24 protein-coding genes are annotated in these 23,964 nt (G+C 74.2%); 17 read left to right on the forward strand and 7 right to left on the reverse strand.

Going from position 1 to position 23,964, the window contains the following annotated elements:
- The first annotated feature begins 1 nt into the window (after position 1).
- The gene (locus ACI79Q_RS17000; RefSeq protein WP_456589240.1) at positions 2-544 is read left to right on the forward strand and encodes an N-acetyltransferase family protein; all 543 of its coding nucleotides are present in this window, start codon (positions 2-4) and stop codon (positions 542-544) included.
- 5 nt (positions 545-549) lie between these two features.
- Here the strand turns inward: ACI79Q_RS17000 and ACI79Q_RS17005 are convergent, their stop codons facing one another.
- The 4 genes from ACI79Q_RS17005 to ACI79Q_RS17020 are packed head-to-tail and all read right to left on the reverse strand — an operon-like array spanning position 550 to position 4,684.
- The gene (locus tag ACI79Q_RS17005; protein WP_456599551.1) at positions 550-2,187 is read right to left on the reverse strand and encodes an ABC-F family ATP-binding cassette domain-containing protein; all 1,638 of its coding nucleotides are present in this window, start codon (positions 2,185-2,187) and stop codon (positions 550-552) included.
- Positions 2,188-2,218: 31 nt separating this feature from the next.
- The gene (locus ACI79Q_RS17010) at positions 2,219-3,292 is read right to left on the reverse strand and encodes an adenylate/guanylate cyclase domain-containing protein (RefSeq protein WP_456589242.1); all 1,074 of its coding nucleotides are present in this window, start codon (positions 3,290-3,292) and stop codon (positions 2,219-2,221) included.
- A gap of 14 nt (positions 3,293-3,306) precedes the next feature.
- The gene (locus ACI79Q_RS17015; RefSeq protein WP_456589243.1) at positions 3,307-3,501 is read right to left on the reverse strand and encodes a universal stress protein; all 195 of its coding nucleotides are present in this window, start codon (positions 3,499-3,501) and stop codon (positions 3,307-3,309) included.
- Positions 3,502-3,511: 10 nt separating this feature from the next.
- Entirely contained in the window at positions 3,512-4,684 is a 1,173-nt protein-coding gene (locus ACI79Q_RS17020) for an MFS transporter (protein ID WP_456598006.1), read from the reverse strand.
- Positions 4,685-4,826: 142 nt separating this feature from the next.
- Here ACI79Q_RS17020 and ACI79Q_RS17025 point away from each other — a divergent pair, with 142 nt between their 5' ends.
- From ACI79Q_RS17025 to ACI79Q_RS17060, 8 genes are all read left to right on the forward strand, one after another.
- Positions 4,827-5,756: an ABC transporter ATP-binding protein gene (locus ACI79Q_RS17025; RefSeq protein WP_456599550.1), complete on the forward strand. Its 930-nt coding sequence runs from the start codon at positions 4,827-4,829 to the stop codon at positions 5,754-5,756.
- Positions 5,753-6,517 carry an ABC transporter permease gene (locus tag ACI79Q_RS17030; protein ID WP_456589246.1) on the forward strand — a complete coding sequence of 255 codons (765 nt, stop codon included), beginning with the start codon at positions 5,753-5,755 and terminating at the stop codon, positions 6,515-6,517. Before ACI79Q_RS17025 ends, ACI79Q_RS17030 begins: the two co-directional genes overlap by 4 nt.
- A 69-nt stretch (positions 6,518-6,586) precedes the next feature.
- Positions 6,587-7,396, forward strand: a complete 810-nt coding sequence (locus tag ACI79Q_RS17035; RefSeq protein WP_456615069.1) for an ankyrin repeat domain-containing protein — start codon at positions 6,587-6,589, stop codon at positions 7,394-7,396.
- Positions 7,397-7,535: 139 nt separating this feature from the next.
- Complete coding sequence (locus tag ACI79Q_RS17040; protein ID WP_456589248.1) at positions 7,536-11,327, forward strand: multifunctional oxoglutarate decarboxylase/oxoglutarate dehydrogenase thiamine pyrophosphate-binding subunit/dihydrolipoyllysine-residue succinyltransferase subunit; 3,792 nt, start codon at positions 7,536-7,538, stop codon at positions 11,325-11,327.
- An 82-nt stretch (positions 11,328-11,409) separates the two neighbouring features.
- Entirely contained in the window at positions 11,410-11,598 is a 189-nt protein-coding gene (locus tag ACI79Q_RS17045) for a DUF6104 family protein (RefSeq protein WP_456589249.1), read from the forward strand.
- Positions 11,595-12,338, forward strand: coding sequence for an AAA family ATPase (locus tag ACI79Q_RS17050; protein ID WP_456589250.1), 744 nt, complete (start codon positions 11,595-11,597; stop codon positions 12,336-12,338). Before ACI79Q_RS17045 ends, ACI79Q_RS17050 begins: the two co-directional genes overlap by 4 nt.
- Positions 12,339-12,400: 62 nt before the next feature.
- A complete protein-coding gene (locus tag ACI79Q_RS17055; protein WP_456589251.1) occupies positions 12,401-13,102 on the forward strand; it encodes a metal-dependent hydrolase in 702 nt (233 codons plus the stop codon).
- Between the two features lie 219 nt (positions 13,103-13,321).
- Positions 13,322-13,579, forward strand: a complete 258-nt coding sequence (locus ACI79Q_RS17060; protein WP_456589252.1) for a hypothetical protein — start codon at positions 13,322-13,324, stop codon at positions 13,577-13,579.
- Positions 13,580-13,663: 84 nt separating this feature from the next.
- Here the strand turns inward: ACI79Q_RS17060 and ACI79Q_RS17065 are convergent, their stop codons facing one another.
- Entirely contained in the window at positions 13,664-13,960 is a 297-nt protein-coding gene (locus tag ACI79Q_RS17065; RefSeq protein ID WP_456589253.1) for a hypothetical protein, read from the reverse strand.
- Positions 13,961-14,036: 76 nt separating this feature from the next.
- Between ACI79Q_RS17065 and ACI79Q_RS17070 the strand changes: the two genes are divergently transcribed.
- From ACI79Q_RS17070 to ACI79Q_RS17080, 3 genes are read left to right on the forward strand one after another with little or no spacing between them, the layout of a single operon-like run.
- Positions 14,037-15,224: an RtcB family protein gene (locus tag ACI79Q_RS17070; RefSeq protein ID WP_456589254.1), complete on the forward strand. Its 1,188-nt coding sequence runs from the start codon at positions 14,037-14,039 to the stop codon at positions 15,222-15,224.
- Positions 15,225-15,244: 20 nt separating this feature from the next.
- A complete protein-coding gene (locus ACI79Q_RS17075) occupies positions 15,245-16,588 on the forward strand; it encodes an MFS transporter (protein WP_456589255.1) in 1,344 nt (447 codons plus the stop codon).
- Positions 16,585-18,012 (forward strand): pyridoxal phosphate-dependent decarboxylase family protein, encoded by a 1,428-nt coding sequence (locus tag ACI79Q_RS17080; RefSeq protein ID WP_456599547.1) that lies wholly within the window; start codon positions 16,585-16,587, stop codon positions 18,010-18,012. Before ACI79Q_RS17075 ends, ACI79Q_RS17080 begins: the two co-directional genes overlap by 4 nt.
- Before the next feature lie 67 nt (positions 18,013-18,079).
- On the opposite strand, the gene ACI79Q_RS17085 is transcribed toward ACI79Q_RS17080, so the two are convergent.
- Positions 18,080-19,276 (reverse strand): NAD(P)-dependent malic enzyme, encoded by a 1,197-nt coding sequence (locus ACI79Q_RS17085; protein ID WP_456589257.1) that lies wholly within the window; start codon positions 19,274-19,276, stop codon positions 18,080-18,082.
- 53 nt (positions 19,277-19,329) lie between these two features.
- Here ACI79Q_RS17085 and ACI79Q_RS17090 point away from each other — a divergent pair, with 53 nt between their 5' ends.
- Positions 19,330-19,932, forward strand: coding sequence for a dTDP-4-dehydrorhamnose 3,5-epimerase family protein (locus ACI79Q_RS17090; RefSeq protein ID WP_456615070.1), 603 nt, complete (start codon positions 19,330-19,332; stop codon positions 19,930-19,932).
- On the opposite strand, the gene ACI79Q_RS17095 is transcribed toward ACI79Q_RS17090, so the two are convergent.
- On the reverse strand, positions 19,918-20,316 hold the full coding sequence (locus ACI79Q_RS17095) for a S26 family signal peptidase (protein WP_456615071.1): 399 nt from the start codon (positions 20,314-20,316) through the stop codon (positions 19,918-19,920). The genes ACI79Q_RS17090 and ACI79Q_RS17095 overlap by 15 nt on opposite strands.
- Before the next feature lie 51 nt (positions 20,317-20,367).
- Between ACI79Q_RS17095 and sodN the strand changes: the two genes are divergently transcribed.
- From sodN to pssA, 4 genes are all read left to right on the forward strand, one after another.
- Positions 20,368-20,772, forward strand: a complete 405-nt coding sequence (gene sodN / locus ACI79Q_RS17100; protein WP_456589260.1) for a superoxide dismutase, Ni — start codon at positions 20,368-20,370, stop codon at positions 20,770-20,772.
- Between the two features lie 112 nt (positions 20,773-20,884).
- Positions 20,885-22,132 carry a PP2C family protein-serine/threonine phosphatase gene (locus ACI79Q_RS17105; protein WP_456599545.1) on the forward strand — a complete coding sequence of 416 codons (1,248 nt, stop codon included), beginning with the start codon at positions 20,885-20,887 and terminating at the stop codon, positions 22,130-22,132.
- A 49-nt stretch (positions 22,133-22,181) separates the two neighbouring features.
- Positions 22,182-22,838 (forward strand): phosphatidylserine decarboxylase, encoded by a 657-nt coding sequence (locus tag ACI79Q_RS17110; RefSeq protein WP_456589262.1) that lies wholly within the window; start codon positions 22,182-22,184, stop codon positions 22,836-22,838.
- A 10-nt stretch (positions 22,839-22,848) separates the two neighbouring features.
- Positions 22,849-23,676, forward strand: a complete 828-nt coding sequence (pssA, locus tag ACI79Q_RS17115; RefSeq protein ID WP_456597999.1) for a CDP-diacylglycerol--serine O-phosphatidyltransferase — start codon at positions 22,849-22,851, stop codon at positions 23,674-23,676.
- Positions 23,677-23,964 lie beyond the last annotated feature (288 nt).

Below are 23,964 nucleotides of genomic sequence, written 5' to 3' on the forward strand. Positions count from 1 at the left end.
CGTGACGGTGGTGGAACTGGGACCCGATCGCTGCGACGCGCTGCTGCGGTTCTTCGGTGACCTCCCCGAGGGAGACCTGACCTTCATCAAGGAGGAGGTCACCGACCCCGAGACCGTCCGTTCGTGGGCGACCGGTGACTCCGCCGGCGGCCGCTGGGTGGCGGTCGAGGGCGACGAGGTGACCGGTTACGTCGCCGTCCGGCCGCTGCCGGGCTGGTCGGACCACGTCGGCGAGGTCCGCCTGGTCGTCGCCCCGTCCCGCCGCGGCAGCGGGCTCGGGCGGGAGCTGGCCCGGCAGGCCCTGGTCGGCGCGGTCTCCTCGGGGCTGTCGAAGCTCGTCGTCGAGGTGGTCGCCGAGCAGGGGGCGGCGCTGGCGCTCTTCAGCGACCTCGGCTTCAGCGGTGAGGCCCTGCTGCGCGACCACATCCGCGACCGCAGCGGCGAGCTGCGCGACCTGATGGTGCTGGCGCACCACGTGTCCGACACGTGGGCGGGCATGGACACCGTCGGTATCGCCGACGAGCTCGGGGCCCCCGCCGGCTGACCGGCTCAGCGCTCGGTGACCCGCCCGCCGTCGACCTCGAGCCGGCGGTCGGTGGCGACGGCGGCGAGCATCCGCCGGTCGTGGGTGACCAGCAGCAGCGTGCCCGTGTAGCCGGCCAGCGCCTGCTCCAGCTGCTCGATCGCCGGCAGGTCGAGGTGGTTGGTCGGCTCGTCGAGCACCAGCACGTTGATGCCTCGGGCCTGCAGCAGCGCCAGGGCGGCGCGGGTGCGCTCCCCCGGCGACAGGGTGACCGCCGGGCGCAGCACGTGGTCGGCGGTGAGGCCGAACTTCGCCAGCAGCGTCCGCACCTCCGCCGTCGGCCAGTCGGGGACCTCCGCGCCGAACGCGTCGAGCAGCTGCTCCTGACCGAGGAAGCGTTCCCGGGCCTGGTCGATCTCGCCGATCCGGACCGACGGCCCGAGCGACGCCGACCCCTCGTCCAGGGGAACGCGGCCGAGCAGAGCGGCCAGCAGGGTCGACTTCCCCGATCCGTTGGCGCCGGTGATCGCCACCCGGTCGCCCCAGTCGACCTGCAGGTCCACCGGGCCGAGGGTGAAGCCGCCCCGGCGGACGACGGCGCCGCGCAGCGTGGCGACGACGGCGCCGGCCCGCGGCGCGGCGGCGATCTCCATGCGGAGCTCCCACTCCTTGCGGGGCTCCTCGACCACGTCCAGCCGCTCGATCATCCGCTCGGTCTGCTTGGCCTTGGCCGCCTGCTTCTCCGCCGAGGCCCGGTTGTGCGCCTTGATGAACTTGTCGGGGTCCTTCTGCTTCTTGACCGCGTCGCGGACACCCTTGGCCATCCAGTTGCGCTGCATCCGGGCGCGCGCCTCCAGCCCCGCCTTGGTCTCGGCGAACTCCTCGTACTCCTCGCGCGCGTGCCGGCGGGCGACCTCCCGCTCTGCCAGGTACGCCTCGTAGCCGCCGTCGTGCACCCGCACCAGCTGCTGGGCGAGGTCGAGCTCGACGATCCGGTTGGCCGTGCGGGCGAGGAACTCGCGGTCGTGGCTGACGACGACGACACCGGCCCGGGAACCAGTCACGAACCGCTCCAGCTGGTCGAGCCCGGCGAGGTCCAGGTCGTTGGTCGGCTCGTCGAGCAGCAGGAGGTCGTAGCGGGACAGCAGCAGCGAGGCCAGCCCCACGCGCGCGGCCTGCCCGCCGGAGAGCCCGGTCATCAGCGCGTCCAGCGCGACGCCGGGCGCCACCTCGGCGACCACCTCGGCCGCCCGTTCCTCGAGGTCCGCGCCGCCGAGCGCGAGCCAGCGCTCGAGTGCGTCGCCGTACGCGTCGTCGGCGCCCGCCGCGCCGGCGGTGAGCGCATCGGTCGCGGCGTCCAGGGCCGCCTGGGCGGCCGTGACACCGGTCCGCCGGGCGAGCGCGGCGAGGACCGTCTCCCCCTGTCGCCGCTCGTGCTCCTGCGGGAGGTAGCCCAGGGTGGCCGTCGGCGGGCTGAGGGCGATGCTGCCGGCCTCGGCGGCGAGCTCCCCGGCCAGGGTGCGCAGCAGCGTGGACTTGCCCGCGCCGTTCACCCCGACCAGGCCGACGACATCGCCCGGGGCGACGACGAGATCGAGGTCGGAGAAGAGCACGCGGGCGCCGTGGCCGGCCGCCAGTCCGCGGGCGACGAGGGTGGCGCTCACCCCTCCAGCCTGCCAAGCCGCCCGGTCGGGGTCAGCCCCGGCTCGCCGACGGGTCGTCCTCGACGTCGAAGGCGTCGTCGCCGTAGCCGCTGTCGGCGTCCTCGCCGCTCGTCGTCCTGCTCCGCCGGACCAGCCACGGCTGGAGGTGGTCGTAGCCGCGCACCGAGACCCGGCGGAGCGGCCGCACCCGGTAGTCCGGCAGCCCGCGCAGCCGGTCGGCGAGGTCCCGGTCGACCAGCAGCGCGCCGGGCCGGGCGAGCGAGGTGAGCCGGCTGGCGAGGTTCACGACCGGCGAGTAGACGTCGCCGAGGCGGGTGAGCACCGCCCCGTAGGCGGCTCCCACCCGCAGCGGCGGACGGTCGGCGGCCGCCCAGGCGTCAGGGAGTTCCAGTCCGATGTCCGCGGCGTCCGTGGCCGACCAGGCGGTGAACAGCACGCCGTCACCGACGGTCTTCACGACGCGGCCGTGGTGCCGGGCGATCACCTCGGCGGCGGTGCTCTCGAAGTCCTCCACCATCGCACCCAGCTCGCGGCCGCCCATGCCGCGGCTGCGGGAGGTGTAGCCGACCAGGTCGGCGAACCCCACCGCCAGCTCCCGCCGGTCGCCGGGGCCGGTGGCCGCGAGCAGCCGGTCGACGTTGGCCACGAGGTGCCGGCGCCAGACGTAGTCCTGCACCTCGCGCAGCCGGGGCAGGAGCGCCTGCGCGGCCGCCACCGCGCGCTCGGTGGTCGCGGCCGGGTCCTCGCCGGCCTGCGCGCCGCGGAGCAGCGCGTCGGCCAGCATGTCGGTCTGCCAGTCGGCCAGCCGGGACAGTGACTGCCCCATCGCCCGCGCGATCGAGGCCTCGCTCTCCGGGTCGACGAAGCCGGAGTCGATCAGCGTCGACAGCACGCCGAGAGCGGCGATGTCGGCGTCGGTGAAGGCGGGGTCGTCGTCGGCGGCGTCGGGGAACCCCAGCGCCCGCCAGAGCCGCTGCGTCCGCTCCGGCGGCATCCCCGCCATCCGGCCGACCTCCAGCCGGGTGTACCGGCGCGGCCCGCCGAGCAGGAGCCGCTCCAGCGCCTCCCGGGCGCCGGGGTCCGGACCCTCCCCGGGATCAACCATGCCCGTCGCAGACCTCAGTCGGTGGTGTGCACGATCAGCGCACCGCGACCGCGGGTGGCATCGGCCGGCACGGAGCCCAGCAGCCGGCCGACCAGCGTCGCCCCGCAGGCGCCGGCCAGCGCTCCTGCCCGGGCGACGGCGCGCAGCGAGGACTGCGAGCCGTCGGTTCCGACGACGACCGTGGAGTAGGCGGTCACGGGCTCGCTCACGGCGGGCACTCTAGGGGACGACGACCGCCCGTGTGCCCGGGGTCACGCGGGCGGGGCCGGTGCGGCCGGCCAGGAGCGCCACCGCGGCGAGCAGCAGCGGCAGCAGCGCCAGCGCCGCGGAGAGCCCCACCAGCTCGGCCAGGCCCCCGATCGCCGGCGGGCCGAGCAGGAAGCCGAGGTACCCGGGGGTGCTCACCGCGGCGAGCGCCGGCCCGGCCTCCGGCTCGCCCTCCGCCGCGGCGGAGAAGACCAGGGGGACCGTGCAGGCCAGCCCGGCCCCCAGGGCGGCGAAGCCGACCAGCACCACGGCGACGGTCGGGCCGGCGACCACCAGCACCCCGCCGGCCGTGGCCACCAGTGCCGAGGTGCGGACGGTGCGGACCCTCCCCCACGCAGCGACGACGCGGTCGCCCGCCAGCCGGCCGGCCACCATCGTCAGGCTGAAGGCGGTGAACGCCAGCCCCGCCACCCCGGCGGAGGCACCTAGTTCGTCGCGCAGGTGGACCGCGCTCCAGTCGCCGACCGCGCCCTCCGCGAGGAGGACGACCAGCGCGATGAGGGCCAGCGGCAGGAGCCGGCCGCGGGGCCACGCGAACAGCGGCCCCGCCTCCCCCTCGGTCCGTTGCTCCCGCAGCAGCGCCGGGAACAGCGGCGCGGTCAGGAGCAGCAGCGCCAGGCCGGTGCCGCCCAGGTGCCAGGGCAGCCCGACGTCCCCCGCCGCGGCCAGCGAACCGGTCAGCGACCCCACCAGGGCCCCGGCCGAGAACGCCGCGTGGAACGACGACATCACCGGCCGGGCGATCGCCCGCTCCACCGTGACGGCCTGGGCGTTCATGGCCACGTCCAGGCCGCCGAACGCCAGCCCGAACACCAGCAGCGCCGGGACCAGCCAGGGCAGCGACGGCGCCAGCCCCAGCAGGACCGGGACCGCGAAGAAGGCCAGCGCGGTGGCCACCGTCGTCGTCCGGCTGCCGAGCCTGGCACTGAGCGCACCGACCAGCGGCATGGCGATCAGCGCCCCGACCGCCGGCACGAGCAGGGCGCCGCCGAGTGCTGCGTCGGAGAGCCCGAGGGCGGTCTTGACCGCGGGGATCCGCACCGCCCAGTTCCCGAAGAGGGCACCGTTCGCCGCGAAGACGACGGTCACCGCCAGCCGCGCACGCCCCAGCCGCACCGGTCCCACGCACCCAGTCGACCACGTGGCGGGGAACGTGCACCCACGGGCTCCCGGAAGGTCACCCGCGTGCGCTTGGATGGGTGGGGAACACGGGCCAGCAGACGAGGAGAGCGACATTTCCACCGCCCCCGCCCCCACGACCGGCCCCGTGCGGGTCGAGGTCCAGGGGCTCACCAAGTCCTTCGGCGCCGTCCGGGCGGTGAGCGATCTCGGGTTCACCGTCGAGCCGGGCACCGTCACCGGGTTCCTCGGCCCCAACGGCGCGGGGAAGACCACGACGCTGCGCATGCTGCTCGGGCTCGTGCAGCCCGACGCGGGCACCGCCACGTTCAACGGCACCCCGTACGCGGGCCTGCGGGAGCCGATCCGCACCGTCGGGGCGGTCCTGGAGACGGCGTTCCACCCCGCCCGCTCCGGCCGCAACCACCTGCGCGTCTACTGCCGCGCCGCCGGGCTGCCGCTGCAGCGCGCGGACGCGGTGCTGGCCCAGGTCGGCCTGGCCGACGCCGGCGGCCGCCGGGCGGGCGGCTACTCCCTTGGCATGCGCCAGCGGCTCGGTCTGGCGACGGCGCTGCTGGGCGACCCCGCCGTCCTCGTGCTCGACGAGCCCGCCAACGGGCTGGACCCCGAGGGCATCCAGTGGCTGCGCGGCTTCCTCCGCCACCTCGCGCACGAGCAGGGCCGCACCGTGCTGGTCTCCAGCCACCTCCTCGCCGAGGTCGAGCAGACCGCCGATCGCGTCGTCATCGTCGGCGCCGGCCGGCTGGTTCGCGAGGCCTCGATGGAGCAGCTCCGCTCCGGCGCCGAGAGCGGCGGCACGGTGCTGGTGCGCAGCCCGGAGATCGCGCGGCTGGCCGAGTCGCTGCGCGCCGCGGGCATACCGGTCACCCTCGACGGCGACTCCCTGACCGTCTCCGGCCGGACCACCGCCGAGGTCGGCGCCCGCGCCTTCGCCGCCGGGGTGGAGCTGCACGAGCTGCGCTCCCGCACCAGCGGCCTCGAGGAGATCTACTTCCAGCTCACGGCCGGCCAGGAGCAGTACGCCGCCGGCGCCACGTCCCCGGAGGTCTCCCGATGACCGACCTCGTCCGCGCCGAGTGGACCAAGCTCTTCACCACCCGGGTGTGGATCGGGCTGCTGATCGGCGCCTGCGTCCTGGCCGGCGGTTTCACGGCACTGTTCACCGCCCTGGCCGGCGTGGAGCAGCAGGGCCAGCCGGGACTGCCGGCGGTCGGCACCCCCGCCTACGAGGAGCTGATCTTCTCCGTCGGCTCCAACGCCAGCGTGCTGCTGCTCATCCTCGGCATCATCGGGATGACCCAGGAGTACCGGCACCGCACCGCGACCCCCACCTTCCTGACGACCCCGCACCGCGGCCGGGTGGTCGGCGCGAAGCTGCTCGCGTACGCGCTCGTCGCCCTCCCGTTCGCGCTGGTGGTCCTGGCGGTCAACGTCCTGGTCGCGGTCGTCTACGCGGGTGCCCGCGGGGCCACGCCGTCCCTGGCCGGGGACAACCTGCGCACCATCGCCCTGTCGGGTCTGGTGCTGGTCCTGTTCACCGTGATCGGCGTCGGGGTCGGCGCGCTGCTGCGCAACCAGGTCGGCGCGATCGTCGGTGCGCTGGTCTACCTCTACGTCGTGGAGCCGATCGTGGCCTCCGTCGGGGCCATCCAGGCGGCCTACAAGTGGCTGCCCGGCGGGGCGGTGCAGGCCCTCACGTCCGACTTCGAGGCACCCGAGTTGCTGACGCCGTGGCAGGGCGGCCTCCTGCTGCTCGGTTACGGTCTCCTGGCGGCGTTCCTGGGCACCTTCCTGGCGGTCCGCCGCGACATCGCCTGAGGCGCCAGTGGCAGGCCTACGACCCCTGCTCCGGTCGAACAGCAGCCCCGAACGCAGAACGGAGAACGCGTGACCACTCGCATGACGGTCCAACGACTCGGCCGGCTGATCGCCGACGGGGAGACAGATGCCGTCCGGACGGCGGTCGCCGAGTCGCCTCAGCTGGTCCAGGGCACCGTCGAGCGCGACGGCCAGGACGGCTGGACCCCGCTGCACCTGGCGGTCGCCTGCGACCGGGTCGACGTCGTCCGCGTGCTGGCCGGGGCGGGCGCCGACCTCTCGGCCCGCACCGACCAGCACCGCACGCCGCTGCACCTGGCGCTCGAGCACGCGCCCGGGCTGGTCCCGGTGCTGGTGGAGCTGGGCGCGGTGGTCGACGCCCCCAGCGCGGCCTACCTCGACGACGTCGACCGGCTCACCGCCGAGCTCGACGGCGGCGCAGCGCTGACCGACCCGGCCACGGGGGTCGACCTGCTCGCGTGGGCCGCGTTCGGCGGCGCCGCCGGCGCCGCCCGGCTGCTGCTGGCACGCGGCGCCGACCCCGATGGCGGCGCGCTGCACGCGGCCGCCACCGGCCGCAGCGCGGAGCTGGTGCGGCTCCTCCTGGACGCCGGCGCGGACGTCGACCGCCGGGATCCCGACACCGGCCGCACGCCGCTGCACGCGGCGGTCGCGGCGGGCGCCACGGGGGACGTGCCCGAGATCGTCCGGCTGCTGCTGGACGCGGGAGCCGACGTCAACGCCACCACCCACGACGGTGCCAGCGCGCTGGACATCAGCCGCGTGGCGGCGGCCCGGCACCGGCGGGCCGACGAGCACGAGGCCAGCGGCAACGACGCCCTGGTCGAACTGCTCGTGGCCCACGGCGCGACGCACTGACCACCATGCGGGACGGGCGCGCGGTTCCCGCTCCGTGCCGGGTCGGCGACCCGGCACGGGCGTAGACTCGACACCCGGTCCAGCGACGCCCCTCAGACGCAGCCCCAAGACGAAGAAGGCACTCGACCCCGTGTCAAGCGTGAACTCATCCCGCCCGTCGTCCACCTCGTCCCCGGTCGCCGGTTTCGGCACCAACGAGTGGCTGGTCGAGGAGATGTACCAGCAGTTCCTCGCCGACCCGTCCAGCGTCGATCAGGCGTGGCACGAGTTCTTCGCCGACTACCGGCCGGGCAGCCCCGTCGGTGGCGGTGACCGCGAGCAGGCGCCGCCCGCCAAGGGCGCCCCCGCACCGGCGTCCCCGCCGCAGTCCGCTCCGGCGCCCAGCGCGGCGCCGGAGCCCGCCGGCGCGGCAGCGCCGGACGTCCAGCGCCCGGCCGCCGGGTCCGAGCCGACCGGGAGCGCACCCGTGCAGAAGAGCAACCCGAAGCCCGCCGCCCCCGCGCAGAAGGCCGCCCCCGCGGAGAAGGCCGCCCCCGCCGCCAAGCCGGCGCCCAAGCCGTCGGCCGGCGACGGCAAGCAGTCCCCGCTGCGCGGCGCTGCCGCCGCGGTGGTCAAGAACATGAACGCCTCGCTGACCGTGCCGACGGCGACGAGCGTGCGCGCGGTCCCGGCGAAGCTGCTGGTCGACAACCGCATCGTCATCAACAACCACCTGGCCCGCGCACGCGGGGGCAAGGTCTCCTTCACGCACCTGATCGGCTACGCGCTGATCCGGGCGCTCGACGCGTTCCCGAACATGAACAGCGCCTTCGCCGAGGTCGACGGCAAGCCGGTGCTGGTGGCGCCCGAGCACGTCAACTTCGGGCTCGCCATCGACCTGCCCAAGCCCGACGGCTCGCGGTCCCTGGTGGTGGCGTCGATCAAGGCCGCCGAGGAGATGGACTTCGCCGCCTTCTGGGCCGCCTACGAGGACATCATCCGGCGCGCCCGGAACAACAAGCTGACGATGGAGGACTTCTCCGGCACCACGATCAGCCTGACCAACCCGGGCACGATCGGCACCAACCACTCGGTGCCGCGGCTGACCGCCGGGCAGGGCGCGATCATCGGCGTGGGGGCCATGGAGTACCCCGCCGAGTTCCAGGGGATGAGCCCCGAGGTGCTCACGGACATGGGCGTCTCGAAGATCATCACGCTCACCTCGACCTACGACCACCGGATCATCCAGGGCGCGGAGTCCGGCGACTTCCTGCGCAAGCTGCACTCGCTGCTGCTGGGTGAGGACGGCTTCTACGACGAGGTCTTCCGCTCGCTGCGGATCCCCTACGAGCCGGTGCGCTGGATGCCGGACGTGCGGGTCACGCGCGAGGGGCAGATCGACAAGGAAGCCCGGGTCATCGAGGTCATCGAGTCCTACCGGCGCAACGGCCACCTCATGGCCGACACCGACCCGCTCGAGTTCAAGGTCCGCACCCACCCCGACCTCGACATCCTCCAGCACGGTCTCACCCTGTGGGACCTGGACCGGACGTTCCCGGTCGGCGGTTTCGCCGGTGAGCGGCTCATGCCGCTGCGGGACATCCTCGGCGTGCTGCGCAACTCCTACTGCCGCACGGTCGGCGTGGAGTACATGCACATCACCGATCCCGAGGAGCGCGAGTGGCTCCAGCAGCGGATCGAGATCAAGCACGAGCAGCCCGACCGCGAGAAGCAGAAGCACGTGCTCGGCCGGCTGAACGCCGCCGAGGCGTTCGAGACCTTCCTGCAGACGAAGTACGTCGGGCAGAAGCGGTTCAGCCTGGAGGGCGGGGAGTCGGTCATCCCGATCCTCGACGAGGTGCTCATCGCCGGCACCGACCACGGGCTCGACGAGGTCGCGATCGGCATGGCCCACCGCGGCCGGCTCAACGTCCTAGCCAACGTGCTCGGCAAGAGCTACGCCAAGATCTTCGGTGAGTTCGAGGGCAACATCGACCCGGGCACGGTCCAGGGCTCCGGCGACGTGAAGTACCACCTCGGCGCCACCGGGACGTTCCGCAACCCGTTCCGCACCGACGCCGAGATCGCCGTCTCGCTGGCCAGCAACCCGTCCCACCTGGAGACGGTCAACCCCGTCCTCGAGGGCATCGTCCGCGCGAAGCAGGACATGATCGACAAGGGCGAGCAGGGCTTCACGGTCCTGCCGCTCCTGCTGCACGGCGACTCCGCGTTCGCCGGCCAGGGCGTGGTCCAGGAGACGCTGAACCTCTCCCAGCTCCGCGGCTACCGCACCGGCGGCACCGTGCACGTCGTCATCAACAACCAGGTCGGCTTCACCACCAGCCCCGGCTCGGCGCGCTCGACGCTCTACTCGACCGACGTCGCGCGGATGGTCAACGCCCCGATCTTCCACGTGAACGGGGACGACCCCGAGGCCTGCGTGCGGGTGGCCCGGCTTGCGGTCGAGTACCGGCAGCAGTTCAAGAAGGACGTCGTCATCGACCTCGTCTGCTACCGCCGGCGCGGGCACAACGAGGGTGACGACCCCTCGATGACCCAGCCGCAGATGTACGACATCATCGACCGCAAGCGCTCGGTCCGGAAGCTCTACACCGAGGCGCTGGTCGGTCGCGGCGACATCACGCTCGAGGAGGCCGAGGAGGCCCTCAAGGACTACCGCGGCCAGCTGGAGCGCGCCTTCGCCGAGACCCACGACGCGCAGGACTCCTCCAAGCCCGAGCCGGTGATGGACCCGCGCACGCCGCAGGAGTCCACGGTGCAGACGGCCGTCACGCAGGAGGTCCTCAAGACCATCGGTGACGCGCACGTCTCCTTCCCGCCGGACTTCACGCCGCACCCGAAGCTGCAGAAGATGCTGGAGAAGCGGGCCGCGATGGCCAGCGAGGGCGGCATCGACTGGGCCATGGGCGAGCTGCTGGCGTTCGGCTCGCTGCTGATGGAGGGCGTGCCCGTCCGGCTGGCCGGGCAGGACTCCCGCCGCGGCACCTTCGTGCAGCGCCACTCGGTGCTCATCGACCGGGAGAACGGCGCGGAGTACACCCCCCTGGCCAACCTGACCGAGGACCAGGCGAAGTTCTTCGTCTACGACTCGCTGCTGAGCGAGTACGCGGCGCTCGGCTTCGAGTACGGCTACTCGGTGGCCAACACCAAGGCACTGGTGCTCTGGGAGGCCCAGTTCGGCGACTTCGTCGACGGCGCCCAGATGGTCATCGACGAGTTCATCAGCTCCGGCGAGGCCAAGTGGGGCCAGCGCTCCGGCGTCGTCCTGCTGCTGCCGCACGGCATGGAGGGTCAGGGTCCCGACCACTCCAGCGGCCGCATCGAGCGGTTCCTGCAGCTGTCGGCGGAGAACAACATGACCGTCGCCAACTGCACGACCCCCGGCAACTACTTCCACCTGCTCCGCCGTCAGGCGCTGTCGGACGTGCACCGGCCGCTGGTCGTCTTCACGCCGAAGTCGCTGCTGCGGGCGAAGGCGGCGGTCAGCCCGGTCGCGGACTTCACCGAGCAGAACTTCCGCCCGGTGCTGCCCGACACGGGGGTCGGTGGGGAGGCCCTGGACGCCGGCGCGGTGAAGCGCGTGCTCCTCTGCAGCGGCAAGGTCGCCTACGACCTCATGGCACAGCGGGAGTCCGACGGCCGCGCCGACACCGCGATCGTGCGGGTCGAGCAGCTGTACCCGCTGCCGGCCGAGCAGATCCGCACCGAGCTGGAGCGCTACCCGAACGCCACCGACGTGGTGTGGGTGCAGGAGGAGCCGGCGAACATGGGCGCCTGGCAGTTCATGGCCGTCAACCTGCCCGAGGAGCTGCCGGAGGGGCGGAAGCTGCGTCGGGTCAGCCGCCGGGCGTCGGCCAGCCCGGCGGTCGGCTCGGCGAAGGTGCACGAGGTCGAGCAGCGCAAGCTGGTCGCCGAGGCCTTCGCCGGCTGACCTGGCCGGCTGAGCCGGCACCGGACCGTGCGACGCCCGGTCCCCGATCCGCTCGGGGACCGGGCGTCGTAGGTTCTGGGGCATGTACTTCACCGATCGGGGCCTGGAGGAGCTGGCCGGACGGCGCGGCGAGGAGCAGGTGACCCTGGCCTGGCTGGCCGACCAGATGCAGGCGTTCGTCGACCAGCACCCCGACTTCGAGGTGCCCGTGGAGCGGCTGGCCACCTGGCTGGCCCGCGGCGGCACGGACGACGACGACCTCGACGAGTGACCGGCCCCGCCGCGGGCGCGGATCTCCCGCTGTCGCGGGTGCGTGTCCGGGCCGACGTCGCCGATCCCGACGCCTGGTTCTGGGACCTGCCGGGCGTCGCCCAGCTGCGCTCCGGCGGGATGGAGCTCGCTCCGCTGACGGTGGTCGTCGGGGAGAACGGCAGCGGCAAGTCCACGCTGCTGGAGGCGGTCGCCCGTGCGTGGGGCGCGTCGCTCACCGCGCAGGTGAAGCACTGGGGGCCGTTGGCCCCGGCCGTGGACGACTCGGAGCTGCACCGTGACCTGCTGCTCGACGGCCAGCGCCCACGGCCGCAGGGAGGCGTCTGGCTCCGGGCGGAGGCCATGCACGACCACTTCGCCGGGATGGACGCCTCCCCGGCCACCCGCGCCTTCGACGGCGTGCCGCTCAACGCGCGCTCCCACGGCGAGGGCTTCCTGGCCTTCCTCGAGTCCCGGACCCTCGAGCGCGGGCTGTGGGTGCTCGACGAGCCGGAGTCGGCGCTGTCGTTCCGGTCGTCGCTCCGGCTGATGGCGCTGCTGCACGGCGTCGCCGGCACCGGATCCCAGGTGCTGCTGGCCACCCACTCCCCCGTGCTGGCCGCGCTCCCGGGCGCCCGCGTCTACGAGCTGGACGAGACGGGGTTCGCCGAGCGCCCGTGGGCCGAGCTGGACCTGGTGCGCGACTGGCAGACCTTCTTCGCCGCGCCCGAGCGGCTGCTGCGCCACCTGCTCGACGACTGATCGACGGGGACACGCCGCAGCGCCTGCCCGGCCGCGGCTCGGCGCGGCGGCACGCTGGGCACGTGCTCGGTCACTCCCACGCGCTCTCCGGCCTGGCCGCAGGCGCCGCCACCCTGCCGTGGGCCCCCGTGCAGGGAGCGGTCGGCCAGGCGGCCTGGGTCGCCGCCGTCGGCGGCTTCGCGATGCTGCCCGACCTCGACCACCGCAACTCCACCGTCTCGGACATGTGGGGCCCGGTCACCGACGTGCCCGCGGGCGCGATCGGGGCGCTGTCCGGCGGGCACCGCTGGGGCACCCACGACGCCGTCCTCGCCCCGATCGCCTTCGGAGCGCTGGCCATGGCGGCCTCCGGCGCGTTCTGGTCCAGCCTGCTGCTGCTCGCGCTGGCCATCGGGCTGGCGCTGCGCGCCCTGCACTTCGTCATCCCCGGTCGCACCGAGACCACGATCCTGGGCAACCTGGTGCTGTCGTGGGGCGGCGCCTGGCTGCTGCTGGACCACACGACCTCCCCGTCCTGGCTGCCCTGGGCGGTCGCGGCCGGTGTGCTCACCCACATCGCCGGCGACGCGATCACCACCGCCGGGGTGCCGGTGCCGCTGCTCTGGCTGGGGAAGCGCAAGCGGCTCGCGCTCTCCCCCATCCGCACCGGCGCGACCGTGGAGCGGGTGGCCCTGGTGCCGCTGTTCGTCGTCGCCACCGTCGTGCTCGCCTACACGAACACCGAGCTGCACCTGGCCGTCGACCGACTGCTCACCGCCGGCTGAGTTCGGCAGCACGGTGCGCCAGGTGTGCGGAGGTCCGAGCGGGGCCATCGGGCCGGACCGGCGCCGGACGCCGGCACCGGAGCCGTCCGCCGGCTGCGCGCTCGCCGAGGCCGAGCACCTCGCCATCTGCGGGAACACTCCGCAGCTCCCCGCCGAGCCGGGCGCCCCGGGCAGCGACTGGCGCCCCACCGTCGACGTCACCACACCCGGAGGTCCGCGATGCCTCGTCCCGATCCCCGTCACGACCCCTGGCACGCCCCGGACCCGAACTTCCTCGGCGAGCAGTCCCAGGGCACCCCGGGCAACCACGCCGGACCCGACCTGGCCCTCGCGCGGCTGCTGGGCTGGTTGCTCGGCCGCAGGGACGGCCGCACCACCCGCCAGGCCGTCGAGGCCCGCGCACGGAAGGCCCGACTCAAGGCCGAACGCAAAGCCGAACGCAAGGCCGAACGCAGGGCCGCCAAGCGCTCACGTTGACCTGGCGACGCTGTCAGCGGGGGTCAGGGCGTGCGGACGGCGCAGCACACCGTGCTGTCGAACTCGGCACCGGCTGGGCACAGCTCACGGGCGGGGGTTGGTGCGCGTCCACCCTCGGTCGTCCCGCCGGGCTCCCTGGGCGGCCCGGCAGCGGCGGCAGACCTCCTGCACCTCCTCGGCGTGCCGGCCCGACTCCGGCTGCACGTCCGGCCAGCCGACGTGCGGGAAGCGGGTGAGCCGCGAGCGGTGCAGCGACAGCCCGCAGGAGGTCTCGTTGCGCCCGCGTTCCCAGGCGTGCACCTCCCCGGCGGGGTACCGGATCCCGTCGTCGGGATCGACCCACTGACCCGAGGCGGCGACGGCCGCCCTGCTGGCTCCCATGCGCGGTTCGGTACCCACGATCGGCCCCTGGGACAAACCGCTCGCCGTGATCGGCCGGGACCCGCAGACTCCAGGGGTGGAAAGACTGTCCGACAAGCTCCTGAACTGGGCGAGCATCCTCGACGACGAGACCCGCCGGCAGGCCGAGCGCACCGCCTCCCTCGACATCGTCGACCCCCACGTGGCGCTCATGCCCGACGCGCACCTCGGCAAGGGCGCGACCGTGGGGTCGGTGCTGCCGACGCGCGCGGCGATCATCCCGGCGGCGGTCGGCGTCGACATCGGCTGCGGCATGATCGCCGTCCGCACACCCTGGTCGGTGGACGAGGTGCGGGCACGTGGCCCCCTGGCGCCGCTGCGCGGGGACATCGAGCGGGCGGTCCCGCTGTCGGCGGGCCGGTACAACAAGAAGCTCACCGCGACCGCCCGGCGGCGGGTGGAGGAGCTGGAGGCGAAGGCCGAGGAGCTCGGCGACCGCGTGCTGGCCTCGGTCACGACGACGGCGCCGAACTGGGCGATGCAGCTGGGCAGCCTCGGTTCCGGCAACCACTTCATCGAGGTGACCGCCGACGAGCGCGACCGCGTCTGGCTGTTCCTGCACTCGGGCAGCCGCGGAGTGGGCAACAAGATCGCCCAGAAGCACATCGCGATCGCCCAGGAGCGGGCCCGGCGGGACGGCCTGGACCTGCCCGACCGCGACCTCGCCTGGCTCGACGAGGGCACTCCGGAGTTCGACCGGTACGTCGCCGAGCTGCGCTGGGCGCAGCACTTCGCGCTGCTCAACCGCGAGGAGATGATGGACCGGGTCGCCGACTGCCTGGCCCGGCACATGCGGGCCGACAGCACGCCGGAGCTCGAGCGGATCAACTGCCACCACAACTTCAGCCAGCACGAGAAGCACTTCGGCGAGCAGCTGTGGGTGTCGCGGAAGGGCGCGATCCAGGCGGAGAAGGGGCAGGCGGGGCTCATCCCCGGCTCGATGGGGACGGCGAGCTACGTCGTCACCGGCCTGGGCAACCCGGAGTCGCTGAACAGCTCGCCGCACGGCGCCGGCCGGGTGTTCTCACGCACGAAGGCGCGCAAGACGTTCACCCGGGCCCAGCTGGAGGAGTCGATGCGCGGCATCGAGTGGCGGCACAGCGACGCGTTCCTCGACGAGATCCCCGCCGCCTACAAGGACGTGGACGTCGTCATGGCCGACGCGGCCGACCTGGTGGAGGTGCGCCACACGCTGCGCCAGCTGGTGAACGTGAAGGGCGACTGAGCCGCTACCGTGCAGCACTTGTGACGGCCGTCTCACCTGGTCCCCGGCTCGACCGGGGCGTCCACCTCGGGTACGCGCTGGGCTCGATCGGGACGGCGGCGTTCGGCACGGTGCCGGGGCTGCTGCTCCTGTACTACCTGACCGACGTGCTGGGCGTGGCCGCCGGGGTCGCGGGTCTGGTGGTGTTCCTGCCCAAGGCGTGGGACGTCTGGCTCAACCCGTGGATCGGCAGCCGGTCGGACCGCACGGTGAGCGGCTGGGGGCCCCGCCGGCCGTGGATGCTGGCCGGCGGGGTCACCCTGCCCCCGCTGTTCGTGCTCGTGTTCGCCGGCCCCGGCGCCCCGCCCTGGGTGGCCGCCACCTGGGTCGCGGTGACCTTCCTGCTGGCGGCCACCGCCTACGGGCTGTTCCAGGTGCCCTACGTAGCCCAGCCGGCGGAGATCACCGACGACCCGGGTGAGCGGGCCACCCTGATGTCGTGGCGCGTGGCGGCGCTCGCCGTCGGCATCCTGCTCGCCGGCGCCGGGGCGCCCGCCGTCGTCGACCTGGCCGGCGGCGGGCGCGGCGGTCACCTGGCGATGGCGGTCTTCGTGGCCGTGCTGCTGGCGGTCGGCATGCTGGGCGCGGTCGCCGGGACCCGGCGGGCGCCGACGCTCACCCAGGTGCGCAGCGAGGAGCGGCTGGGCGCCGCGCTGGCGCTGGCGTGGCGGTCCCGGCCGTTCCGGGTGCTGCTCACCGGGTTCGTCGTCCAGGCGCTGGGGATCGGCGTGATGCTGGCCGGGGTGCCGTACTACTCGCGCCAGGTCCTCGGCGACCCGGCCGCCGGATCGCTGCTGTTCGCCGCGCTGGTGGGCCCGGCGATCCTCGTCATGCCGCTGTGGCTGCGGGTCAGCCGCACCGTGGGCAAGCGCGCCGGGCTGCTCTCCTCGGCCACTCTCTTCGCGGCCGCGGCGGCGGGCCTGGCGGTGGGCGACGCGGGCGGGACCGGGCTGGTGCTGGCCCTCGTCGTCCTCGTGGGGATCGGCTACGCCGGCATGCAGATGTTCCCGCTCGCCATGCTGCCCGACGTCATCGCCGCCGACGAGGCGGCGTCCGGCCGGCGACGGGCCGGCGTGTTCACCGGGGTCTGGACGGCGGCCGAGACCCTCGGGCTCGCGATCGGCCCGGGGCTGCTCGGCGGACTGCTCGCGCTGGCCGGCTACGTCTCCTCCACCGGTGGGGAGACGGTGACCCAGTCCTCGACCGCCCTCACCGCCGTCCGGCTCGGCTTCAGCGTGCTGCCCGCCGTGCTCGTCCTGGCCAGCCTGCCCGTGCTCGCCCGCTACCGCCTCACCCCCGCGACCGCCCAGGAGGTCCCCGCGTGAACCCGCAGGACGTGCTCGCCGAGCTCACCGCGTTGCAGGCCGGCGACGTGCCCACCCACGGGGGCGCCACCATGGCCTACGTCTACGACTCCGGCCGGGCCGAGGTCGAGGAGCTGGCGGCGGCCGCCCAGGCGGCGTTCCAGTGGACGAACGCGCTGGACCCGACCGCCTTCCCCAGCGTGGCCCGCATCGAGAACGACCTGGTCGGCGCCGCGCTCGGACTGCTCGGCGGCGGGCCTGATGCCGTGGGGACGCTGACCAGCGGCGGCACCGAGAGCTGCGAGCTCGCCGTCCTCGCCGCGCGCGAGCAGTGGCGGGCGCGGGGCGGGGCCGGACGGCCCCGGCTGCTCCTGCCGGTCACCGCCCACGCGGCCTTCCGCAAGGCCGCGCACCTGTTCGGGGTGGAGGTCGTCGACATCCCGGTCGACGCGGAGACCTGCCGCGCCGACCCGTCGGCGGTGGTGCGGCAGCTGGACGAGCGCACCGTGCTGGCGGTCGTCAGCGCGCCGTCCTACCCGCACGGAGTGCTCGACCCCGTGGGGGAGATCGCCGGGCTCGCGGCCGGCGCCGGGGTGCCCTGCCACGTGGACGCCTGCATCGGCGGCTGGGTGCTGCCCTTCCTGGACGACGTCCCGGAGCCCTTCGACCTGTCGGTACCGGGGGTGACGTCGCTGTCGGTGGACCTGCACAAGTACGGCTACGCGCCCAAGGGCGTCTCGGTGCTGCTGACCGCCACCCCCGAGCTCCGGCACGCGCACTGGTTCACCACCGCCGGCTGGCCGGGCTACCCCGTGGTCAACCCGACCCTGGCCGGCACCCGCCCGGCCGGTGCCATGGCGGCCGCCTGGGCGGTGCACCGGTGGCTGGGCGACGACGGCTACCGGGAGCTCGCCGCCCGCGCGCGCCGGGCCACGTGCGCCCTGGCCGAGGGCGTGCGCGACATCCCCGGGGTGCGCGTGGTCGGGCGCCCCGCCACCACCCTCGTGGCGCTGGCCGCGGACGGCCCGGACGGCGTGGACGTCCTCAACCTCGCCGACGAGATGACCGCCCGCGGCTGGCTGCTGCAGCCGCAGCCGCCCTTCGCCCAGGACGGTGGGGACCTCCCGGCCACCCTGCACCTCACCGTCACGGCGGCCACCGCCGACCGGGTGACGGCCCTGCTGGCCGATCTCCGCGACGCGGCCCGGGCGGCCGCCGCGCTCCCCCGCCCCGTGCCCGATCCCGAGCTGGTGGCGGCGGCCGCCACGATCGACCCCGCGGCGCTGACCGTGGCCGAGGTGGAGGCGTTGCTCGAGCTGGCCGGGATCTCCGGCGGCTCGCTCCCCGAGCGCATGGCCCCGGTGCACGCCCTGGTCGCGGCGCTGCCCCGACCGGTCGCCGAGCGGCTGCTGGCCGGCGTCCTCGGCCGGGTCTACCGGCCCTGATGTCCTTCCGGCCCCGTCCCGGGGCCCGCCCTGAGCGTGCGAAGGGCGGGGAGGACGAGGTCCTCCCTCAGCGGGTGACGCCCTGGTCGCGCGCACAGGCCGCCACGGCCTCGGCGACGGCGGTCGCGACCCGGCGGTCCAGCGGGCTGGGCACGATGTAGTCGGGCCGCAGGTCGGCACCGACGACGCCGGCGATGGCCGTGGCGGCCGCGAGCTTCATCTCCTCGGTGATGCTGGTCGCGCCGGCGTCGATCGCGCCGCGGAAGACCCCCGGGAAGGCGAGCACGTTGTTGATCTGGTTCGGCAGGTCGCTGCGGCCGGTGGCGACGACGGCGGCGTACTTGGCGGCCATCTGCGGATCCACCTCGGGCGTCGGGTTGGCCAGGGAGAACACGATGCAGTTCTCCGCCATCGACGCGATCGCCTCCTCGGGGACCGAGCCCCCGGAGACCCCCAGGTAGACGTCGGCCCCGCGCAGCGCCGAGACCATGGAGCCGGCGAACCCCGACGGGTTGGTGTTCTCGGCGAGCCACCGCTTGGTGCCGGTCAGCCCGTCGCGGCCGAGGTGCAGGACGCCGCGCGAGTCGGCCACGGCGATCTCTCCCACCCCCGCCTCGAGCAGGATCTTGGTGCAGGCGACGCCGGCGGCGCCGGCGCCCGAGACGACGACCCGCAGGTCCCCCAGTTCCCGGCCGACCACCGCCGCGGCGTTGCGCAGCGCGGCGAGCACGACGATCGCCGTGCCGTGCTGGTCGTCGTGCATGACGGGGATGTCCAGGCGCTCGCGCAGCCGGGCCTCGATCTCGAAGCAGCGGGGGGCGCTGATGTCCTCGAGGTTGATCCCGCCGAACGACGGCGCGATGGCGGCGACCGTCTCGACGATCTCGTCGACGTCGGTCGTGGAGAGGACGATCGGCACCGAGGAGAGACCGGCGAACTCGCTGAACAGGCACGCCTTGCCCTCCATCACCGGCAGGGACGCGGCCGGGCCGATGTCGCCGAGCCCGAGGACGGCGGTGCCGTCGGAGACCACCGCGACGACACGGGGCGCCCAGGTGAACCGGCGGGCCAGCTCCGGCTCGGCGGCGATCGCGCTGGACACCCGGGCGACGCCCGGCGTGTACGTGAGGGCGAGGTCGGCGATGGAGCCGATCGAGCGGGTGGAGGACACGGAGAGCTTCCCGCCCTCGTGCACCGCGAACGCCGGATCGGCGGCGAAGCGGTCGGTGCCGACGTGGTCCCCGGAGGCCGGATTTCCGCTCATGGGCACAGCAGCGTAACCACGGCCGGAGGCCGCCCTGTCGCTACGGTGCGCACGTGGAGATCAGCGAGCTCGCCGTGCCCGACAGTTACGTCATCGATCTGACGCCGCACGGGGACACGCGGGGCAGTTTCACCGAGTGGTATCGCGCCGACCTGCTGTCCCAAACAGTGGGACACCCGCTGGCCCTGGCGCAGGCCAACCACAGCGTCTCCAGCGCGGGCGCCCTGCGCGGCGTGCACTTCGCCCTGGTGCCCCCCGGTCAGGCCAAGTACGTCTACTGCCCCTCCGGCCGGGTGCTCGACGTCGTCGTCGACGTGCGCGTCGACTCCCCCACCTTCGGCGTGCACGACGCGGTGCTGCTGGACAGCGAGCAGCCGCGCGCGGTCTACCTGGCCGAGGGGCTGGGCCACGCGTTCGTCGCCCTCGCCGACCGCAGCTCGGTCACCTACCTGGTCTCCTCCGCCTACGACCCGGGCCGGGAGTTCGGCATCTCCCCCCTGGACCCCGACCTGGACCTGCCCTGGCCGTCGGGCCTCGATCTCCAGCTGTCGGCCAAGGACCGGAACGCGCCCACCCTCGCCGAGGCGCGCGAGCAGGGGTTGCTGCCGACCATGGCCGAGTGCGCCGCGCGGTACGCCCAGCTACGCGAGGTCTGAGAGCGGACCCGGCGGAGGGGCGTCCGGGAGCCGGCCGGGGCGCGGCCAGAGCCGGCCCACGACGCGGCCGACGGCGACGGCGACACCGAAGGAACGGCTGTCGTCGGTCAGGAACGGGTTGTCCCCCTCGACCCAGCACCCGCCGTCGACGGCGCGGCGCACCCGCTTGACCACCAGCAGCTCCGGTCGGGCCGGGAAGCGGGCCAGCACGACGTCACCGGGGTGGACCGGCCACCCGACGGGCAGCCGCCGCACGACCAGCCGGTCCCCGTGCCGGACGGTGGGTGACATCGACGGGCCGGCCACCCGGGCCAGCACCCAGCGCGCCGGCAGCCCGGGAACGCCCTCCGGACCGCGACCGCCCGACGTGTTCGCGCTGATCACCGGGGGTAGGGTCGCAGAAGATCCAACCCCACGAACCCGGAGGCATCTCTCATGCGTCTGTTCCGCATGTTCTCCGCCGTGGAGGCCACCGCGCACTGCGACCTCCCCTGCGGCGTGTACGACCCGGCCCAGGCCCGCATCGAGGCGGAATCGGTCAAGGCCATCCAGGAGAAGTACCAGAGCAACGAGGACCCGGTCTACCGAACCCGGGCGATCATGATCAAGGAGCAGCGGGCCGACCTGGTCAAGCACCACCTGTGGGTGCTGTGGACCGACTACTTCAAGCCGCCGCACTTCGAGAAGTACCCGCACCTGCACGAGCTGTTCAACAAGGCCACGAAGCAGGCAGGTGCGGCCGGCGGCAAGGGCAGCATGGACCCCGCCGAGGGCCAGAAGCTGCTCGACTACATCGCGGAGATCGACAAGATCTTCTGGGAGACCAAGGCCGCTGCCTGAGCCTCCCGCAGGACCCCTCGGCTGCCGGGCCGCCCAGGTGGGCGGCCCGGCAGCCACGTCTCGTGCAGCCCTTCGGGCCTGGCGGCGCCGGGCCTGCGCCTAGGGTTTGCCCATGCGTGATTCGGAGGACTTCGTGATCGACGTCGGGGCCCTCCTGGAGAAGGTCGAGGCCGCGCCGCCCATCGAGGCGGTGGAGGCCGTGACGGACGCCCTGGGCGCAATGGTCGAGGCCCGCAGGGTGACCCTGCTGATCGCCGATTTCACCGGCCGGGCCGTCGTCCGGCTGACATCCGCCGTGCCCGTCGAGGGCGCCCGCGAGCGCGGGGCCGAGCAGGCCGAGACGCTGCCGCTGGACGGCACGGTCTACGAGCAGGTGCTGCGGACGCAGGAGGCCGACGTCCGGGAGTCCGCCGGCGGGGCGGTGATGGTCGTGCCGGTCACCGACCGGGGCGACGCGATCGGCGTGATCGAGATAGAGCTGGCCCGATACCCCTCCCAGAAGGAGATGGCCGACGTCCGCAACGCGGCGCACGCGCTCGCCTACGTCGTCATCGCCGCCCGCAGGCACACCGACGTCTTCGAGTGGGGCCAGCGCACGACGCCGTTCGCGCTGGCGGCGGAGATCCAGCGCCGACTGCTGCCGGCGTCCTACACGTGCGAGGCCGGCCAGTTCACCCTCGCCGGCTGGTTGGAGCCGGCCAGCTCGGTCGGTGGGGACACCTTCGACTACACGCTCGACCGCGACCGCCTCCAGCTGTCGATCACCGACGCCGTCGGCCACCAGGTCTCGGCAGCCCTGCTGGCCACACTCCTGGTCGGCGCCCTGCGCAACGGCCGACGCCGCGGCCTCGACCTCGCCGAACAGGCCAGGTACGCCAACGACTCCCTGGCGGAGAACGCGGACGCCGGGCAGTTCGTCACCGGGCAGCTGGTGGAGGTGGACCTGCACGCCGGCACCGCGACCGTCGTCAACGCCGGGCACGTCCTCCCACTGCGGCTGCGCGACGGCCGGGTGGAGGAGATCGAACTACGGGTCGAACCGCCGTTCGGCGTCGTGCCCGGCAAGTCCTTCGGCGCCCAGCCCTTCCCGCTCGAGCCCGGGGACCGGATCGTCTTCCTGACCGACGGCATGCAGGAACGCAACGCGGTCGACCTGGACGTCGCCAGGGCTCTCGCCGACACGGCCGACCTTCACCCGCGTGAGGTGGTCCGCGCCCTCGGCCGGGCCGTGCTCAAGGAGACCGGCGGGGACCTCCGCGACGACGCCACGATGATCTGCCTCGACTGGTACGGCGGGCCGCCCCGGTCGCGCACCACCGAGCAGGGGGCCGACCCTGACATCACCTCGCCCCCTGCCTGAACCCGGCGTCCGGACCATCCCGGGCCGGGGCCGGTACGGTCTGAGGACGATGCGCATCGACCGGGCCGGGTGGCCTTTCATCACCGGACCCCTCCTTCCCGCGGCCGGCCTCGGCGTGGCCGGACGCCGGTGGGCCGTCTGGCCGTTCCTGGCCCTCTCGGCCTACATGGCCCTGTTCTTCCGGGATCCCGACCGGCGGTGCGACACCGTGCCGGCCGATCCGGACGACGTCCTCTCCCCCGCCGACGGCGTGGTCATGGTCGCCGGCGAGCCCCAGGAAGGGGTGGCGCCCGACGACGCCCCCGAGGGCGGCTGGCAGCAGATCAGCGTCTTCCTGTCGGTGGTCGACGTGCACGTGAACCGCTCCCCCTACCGCGGCGAGGTCGTGGAGAGCTCCTACCGCAGGGGCAGCTTCCTGGCGGCCTACCGCAAGGAATCGGCGCACCGCAACGAGCGCAGCGAGCTGCGGCTCCGGGACGGCGACCGCACGGTCGTCTTCCGCCAGATCGTCGGGGTGCTGGCGCGCCGGATCGTCACCCGCACCGGGCCGGGCCGCACGCTGGCGACGGGGGAACGCATGGGGCTGATGAAGTTCGGCTCCCGCATGGACGTCTTCGTGCCGCGCGAGTGCACCCTCACCGTGACCAAGGGGCAGCGCGTGCGCGGCGGCGAGACCGTCATCGCCCGCTGGCCCTCGGCCGGCTGAGGGCATCGGCGTGCCCAGCTCCGCGTCCGGTGAGCGCCGTCCGCAGACCCGTCGCACGGCCACCGTCGAGTTCGTCCGCGGTTCCGTGCGGGGAAGCCGGCGCCGCGCGCTGGCCACGCTGCCCAGCCTGTTCACCCTCGGCAACATGCTGTGCGGCTTCGGCGCGATCCTGGTCTCCATCCGCGGTCAGTACACCCTCGCCGCCGTCCTGATCGGGCTCTCGGTGCTGTTCGACATCACCGACGGCGCCGTCGCCCGGCTGGTGGGCGCGGTGACGCCCTTCGGCCTGCAGTTCGACTCGCTGGCCGACCTGGTCTCCTTCGGCCTGGCACCGGCGCTGCTGGCGTTCACGCTGTTCTCCGAGGGCCGCGACGAGTGGGACCCGGTGGGCTGGGTGGTCTGCTTCCTCTGGGTGGCGTGCGCAGCCATCCGGCTCGCCCGCTTCAACACCACCATCGACCCGACGGCGGACAAGCGGTACTTCATCGGCATGCCCAGCCCCGGTGCGGCCGGTGTCGTGCTCGCGTCGGTGTTCGCGTTCGGCGACGACATGCAGGGCCGCGACCGGCTCTGGGTGCTGCTGGTGGTCGCGGTCCCGGCCGTGCTGATGGTGACCAACATCCGGTTCCGGTCCTTCCGCTCGCTGGTCAGCCCCAAGAGCGGTCGCCCCTACGGGCTGGTCGCCACGGCTGTGCTGCTGGTGATCGGTTTCGCGCTGTTCCCCGTCGTCACCGGGTGCGTGCTGGCCTACGGCTACCTGCTGGCCCCGGTCCTCGTCCCGGTGCTCTCCCCGCTGGGCCGGCTGGTGCCCGGACGGCTCAAGGAGGTCCTGTCGTGAGCGTGCGGCCGATCCGGCCCGACGACGTCCCCGCCGTGGTCGGGCTGGTGCGCGAGCTCGCCGACTACGAGCGCGCCCTCTCCGAGGTCCGGCTGACCGAGGAGCAGCTCACCGACTGCCTGTTCGGCGCCTCCCCGGCCCTGGGGGGGGGGGGGGGGGGGGGGGGGGGGGGGGGGGGGGGGGGGGGGCGGGGGGGGGGGGGGGGGGGGGGCCGGGGGGGGGGGGGGGGGGGGGGGGGGGGGGGGGCGGCCTCGCGCGGCGGGGGCCCGGTGGCGGGCACCCAGGCCG

This window comes from Blastococcus sp. SYSU DS0828 (assembly GCF_054050975.1).

Excerpts from the sequence above, each read along its gene's own strand:
- ACI79Q_RS17045 (WP_456589249.1), top strand. The coding sequence starts at position 11,410 with ATGTACTTCACCGATCGGGGCCTGGAGGAGCTGGCCGGACGGCGCGGC.
- sodN (WP_456589260.1), top strand. The coding sequence starts at position 20,368 with ATGCGTCTGTTCCGCATGTTCTCCGCCGTGGAGGCCACCGCGCACTGC.
- ACI79Q_RS17065 (WP_456589253.1), bottom strand. The coding sequence starts at position 13,960 with ATGGGAGCCAGCAGGGCGGCCGTCGCCGCCTCGGGTCAGTGGGTCGAT.
- ACI79Q_RS17105 (WP_456599545.1), top strand. The coding sequence starts at position 20,885 with ATGCGTGATTCGGAGGACTTCGTGATCGACGTCGGGGCCCTCCTGGAG.
- ACI79Q_RS17060 (WP_456589252.1), top strand. The coding sequence starts at position 13,322 with ATGCCTCGTCCCGATCCCCGTCACGACCCCTGGCACGCCCCGGACCCG.
- ACI79Q_RS17110 (WP_456589262.1), top strand. The coding sequence starts at position 22,182 with ATGCGCATCGACCGGGCCGGGTGGCCTTTCATCACCGGACCCCTCCTT.
- ACI79Q_RS17030 (WP_456589246.1), top strand. The coding sequence starts at position 5,753 with ATGACCGACCTCGTCCGCGCCGAGTGGACCAAGCTCTTCACCACCCGG.
- ACI79Q_RS17085 (WP_456589257.1), bottom strand. The coding sequence starts at position 19,276 with ATGAGCGGAAATCCGGCCTCCGGGGACCACGTCGGCACCGACCGCTTC.
- ACI79Q_RS17010 (WP_456589242.1), bottom strand. The coding sequence starts at position 3,292 with ATGGTTGATCCCGGGGAGGGTCCGGACCCCGGCGCCCGGGAGGCGCTG.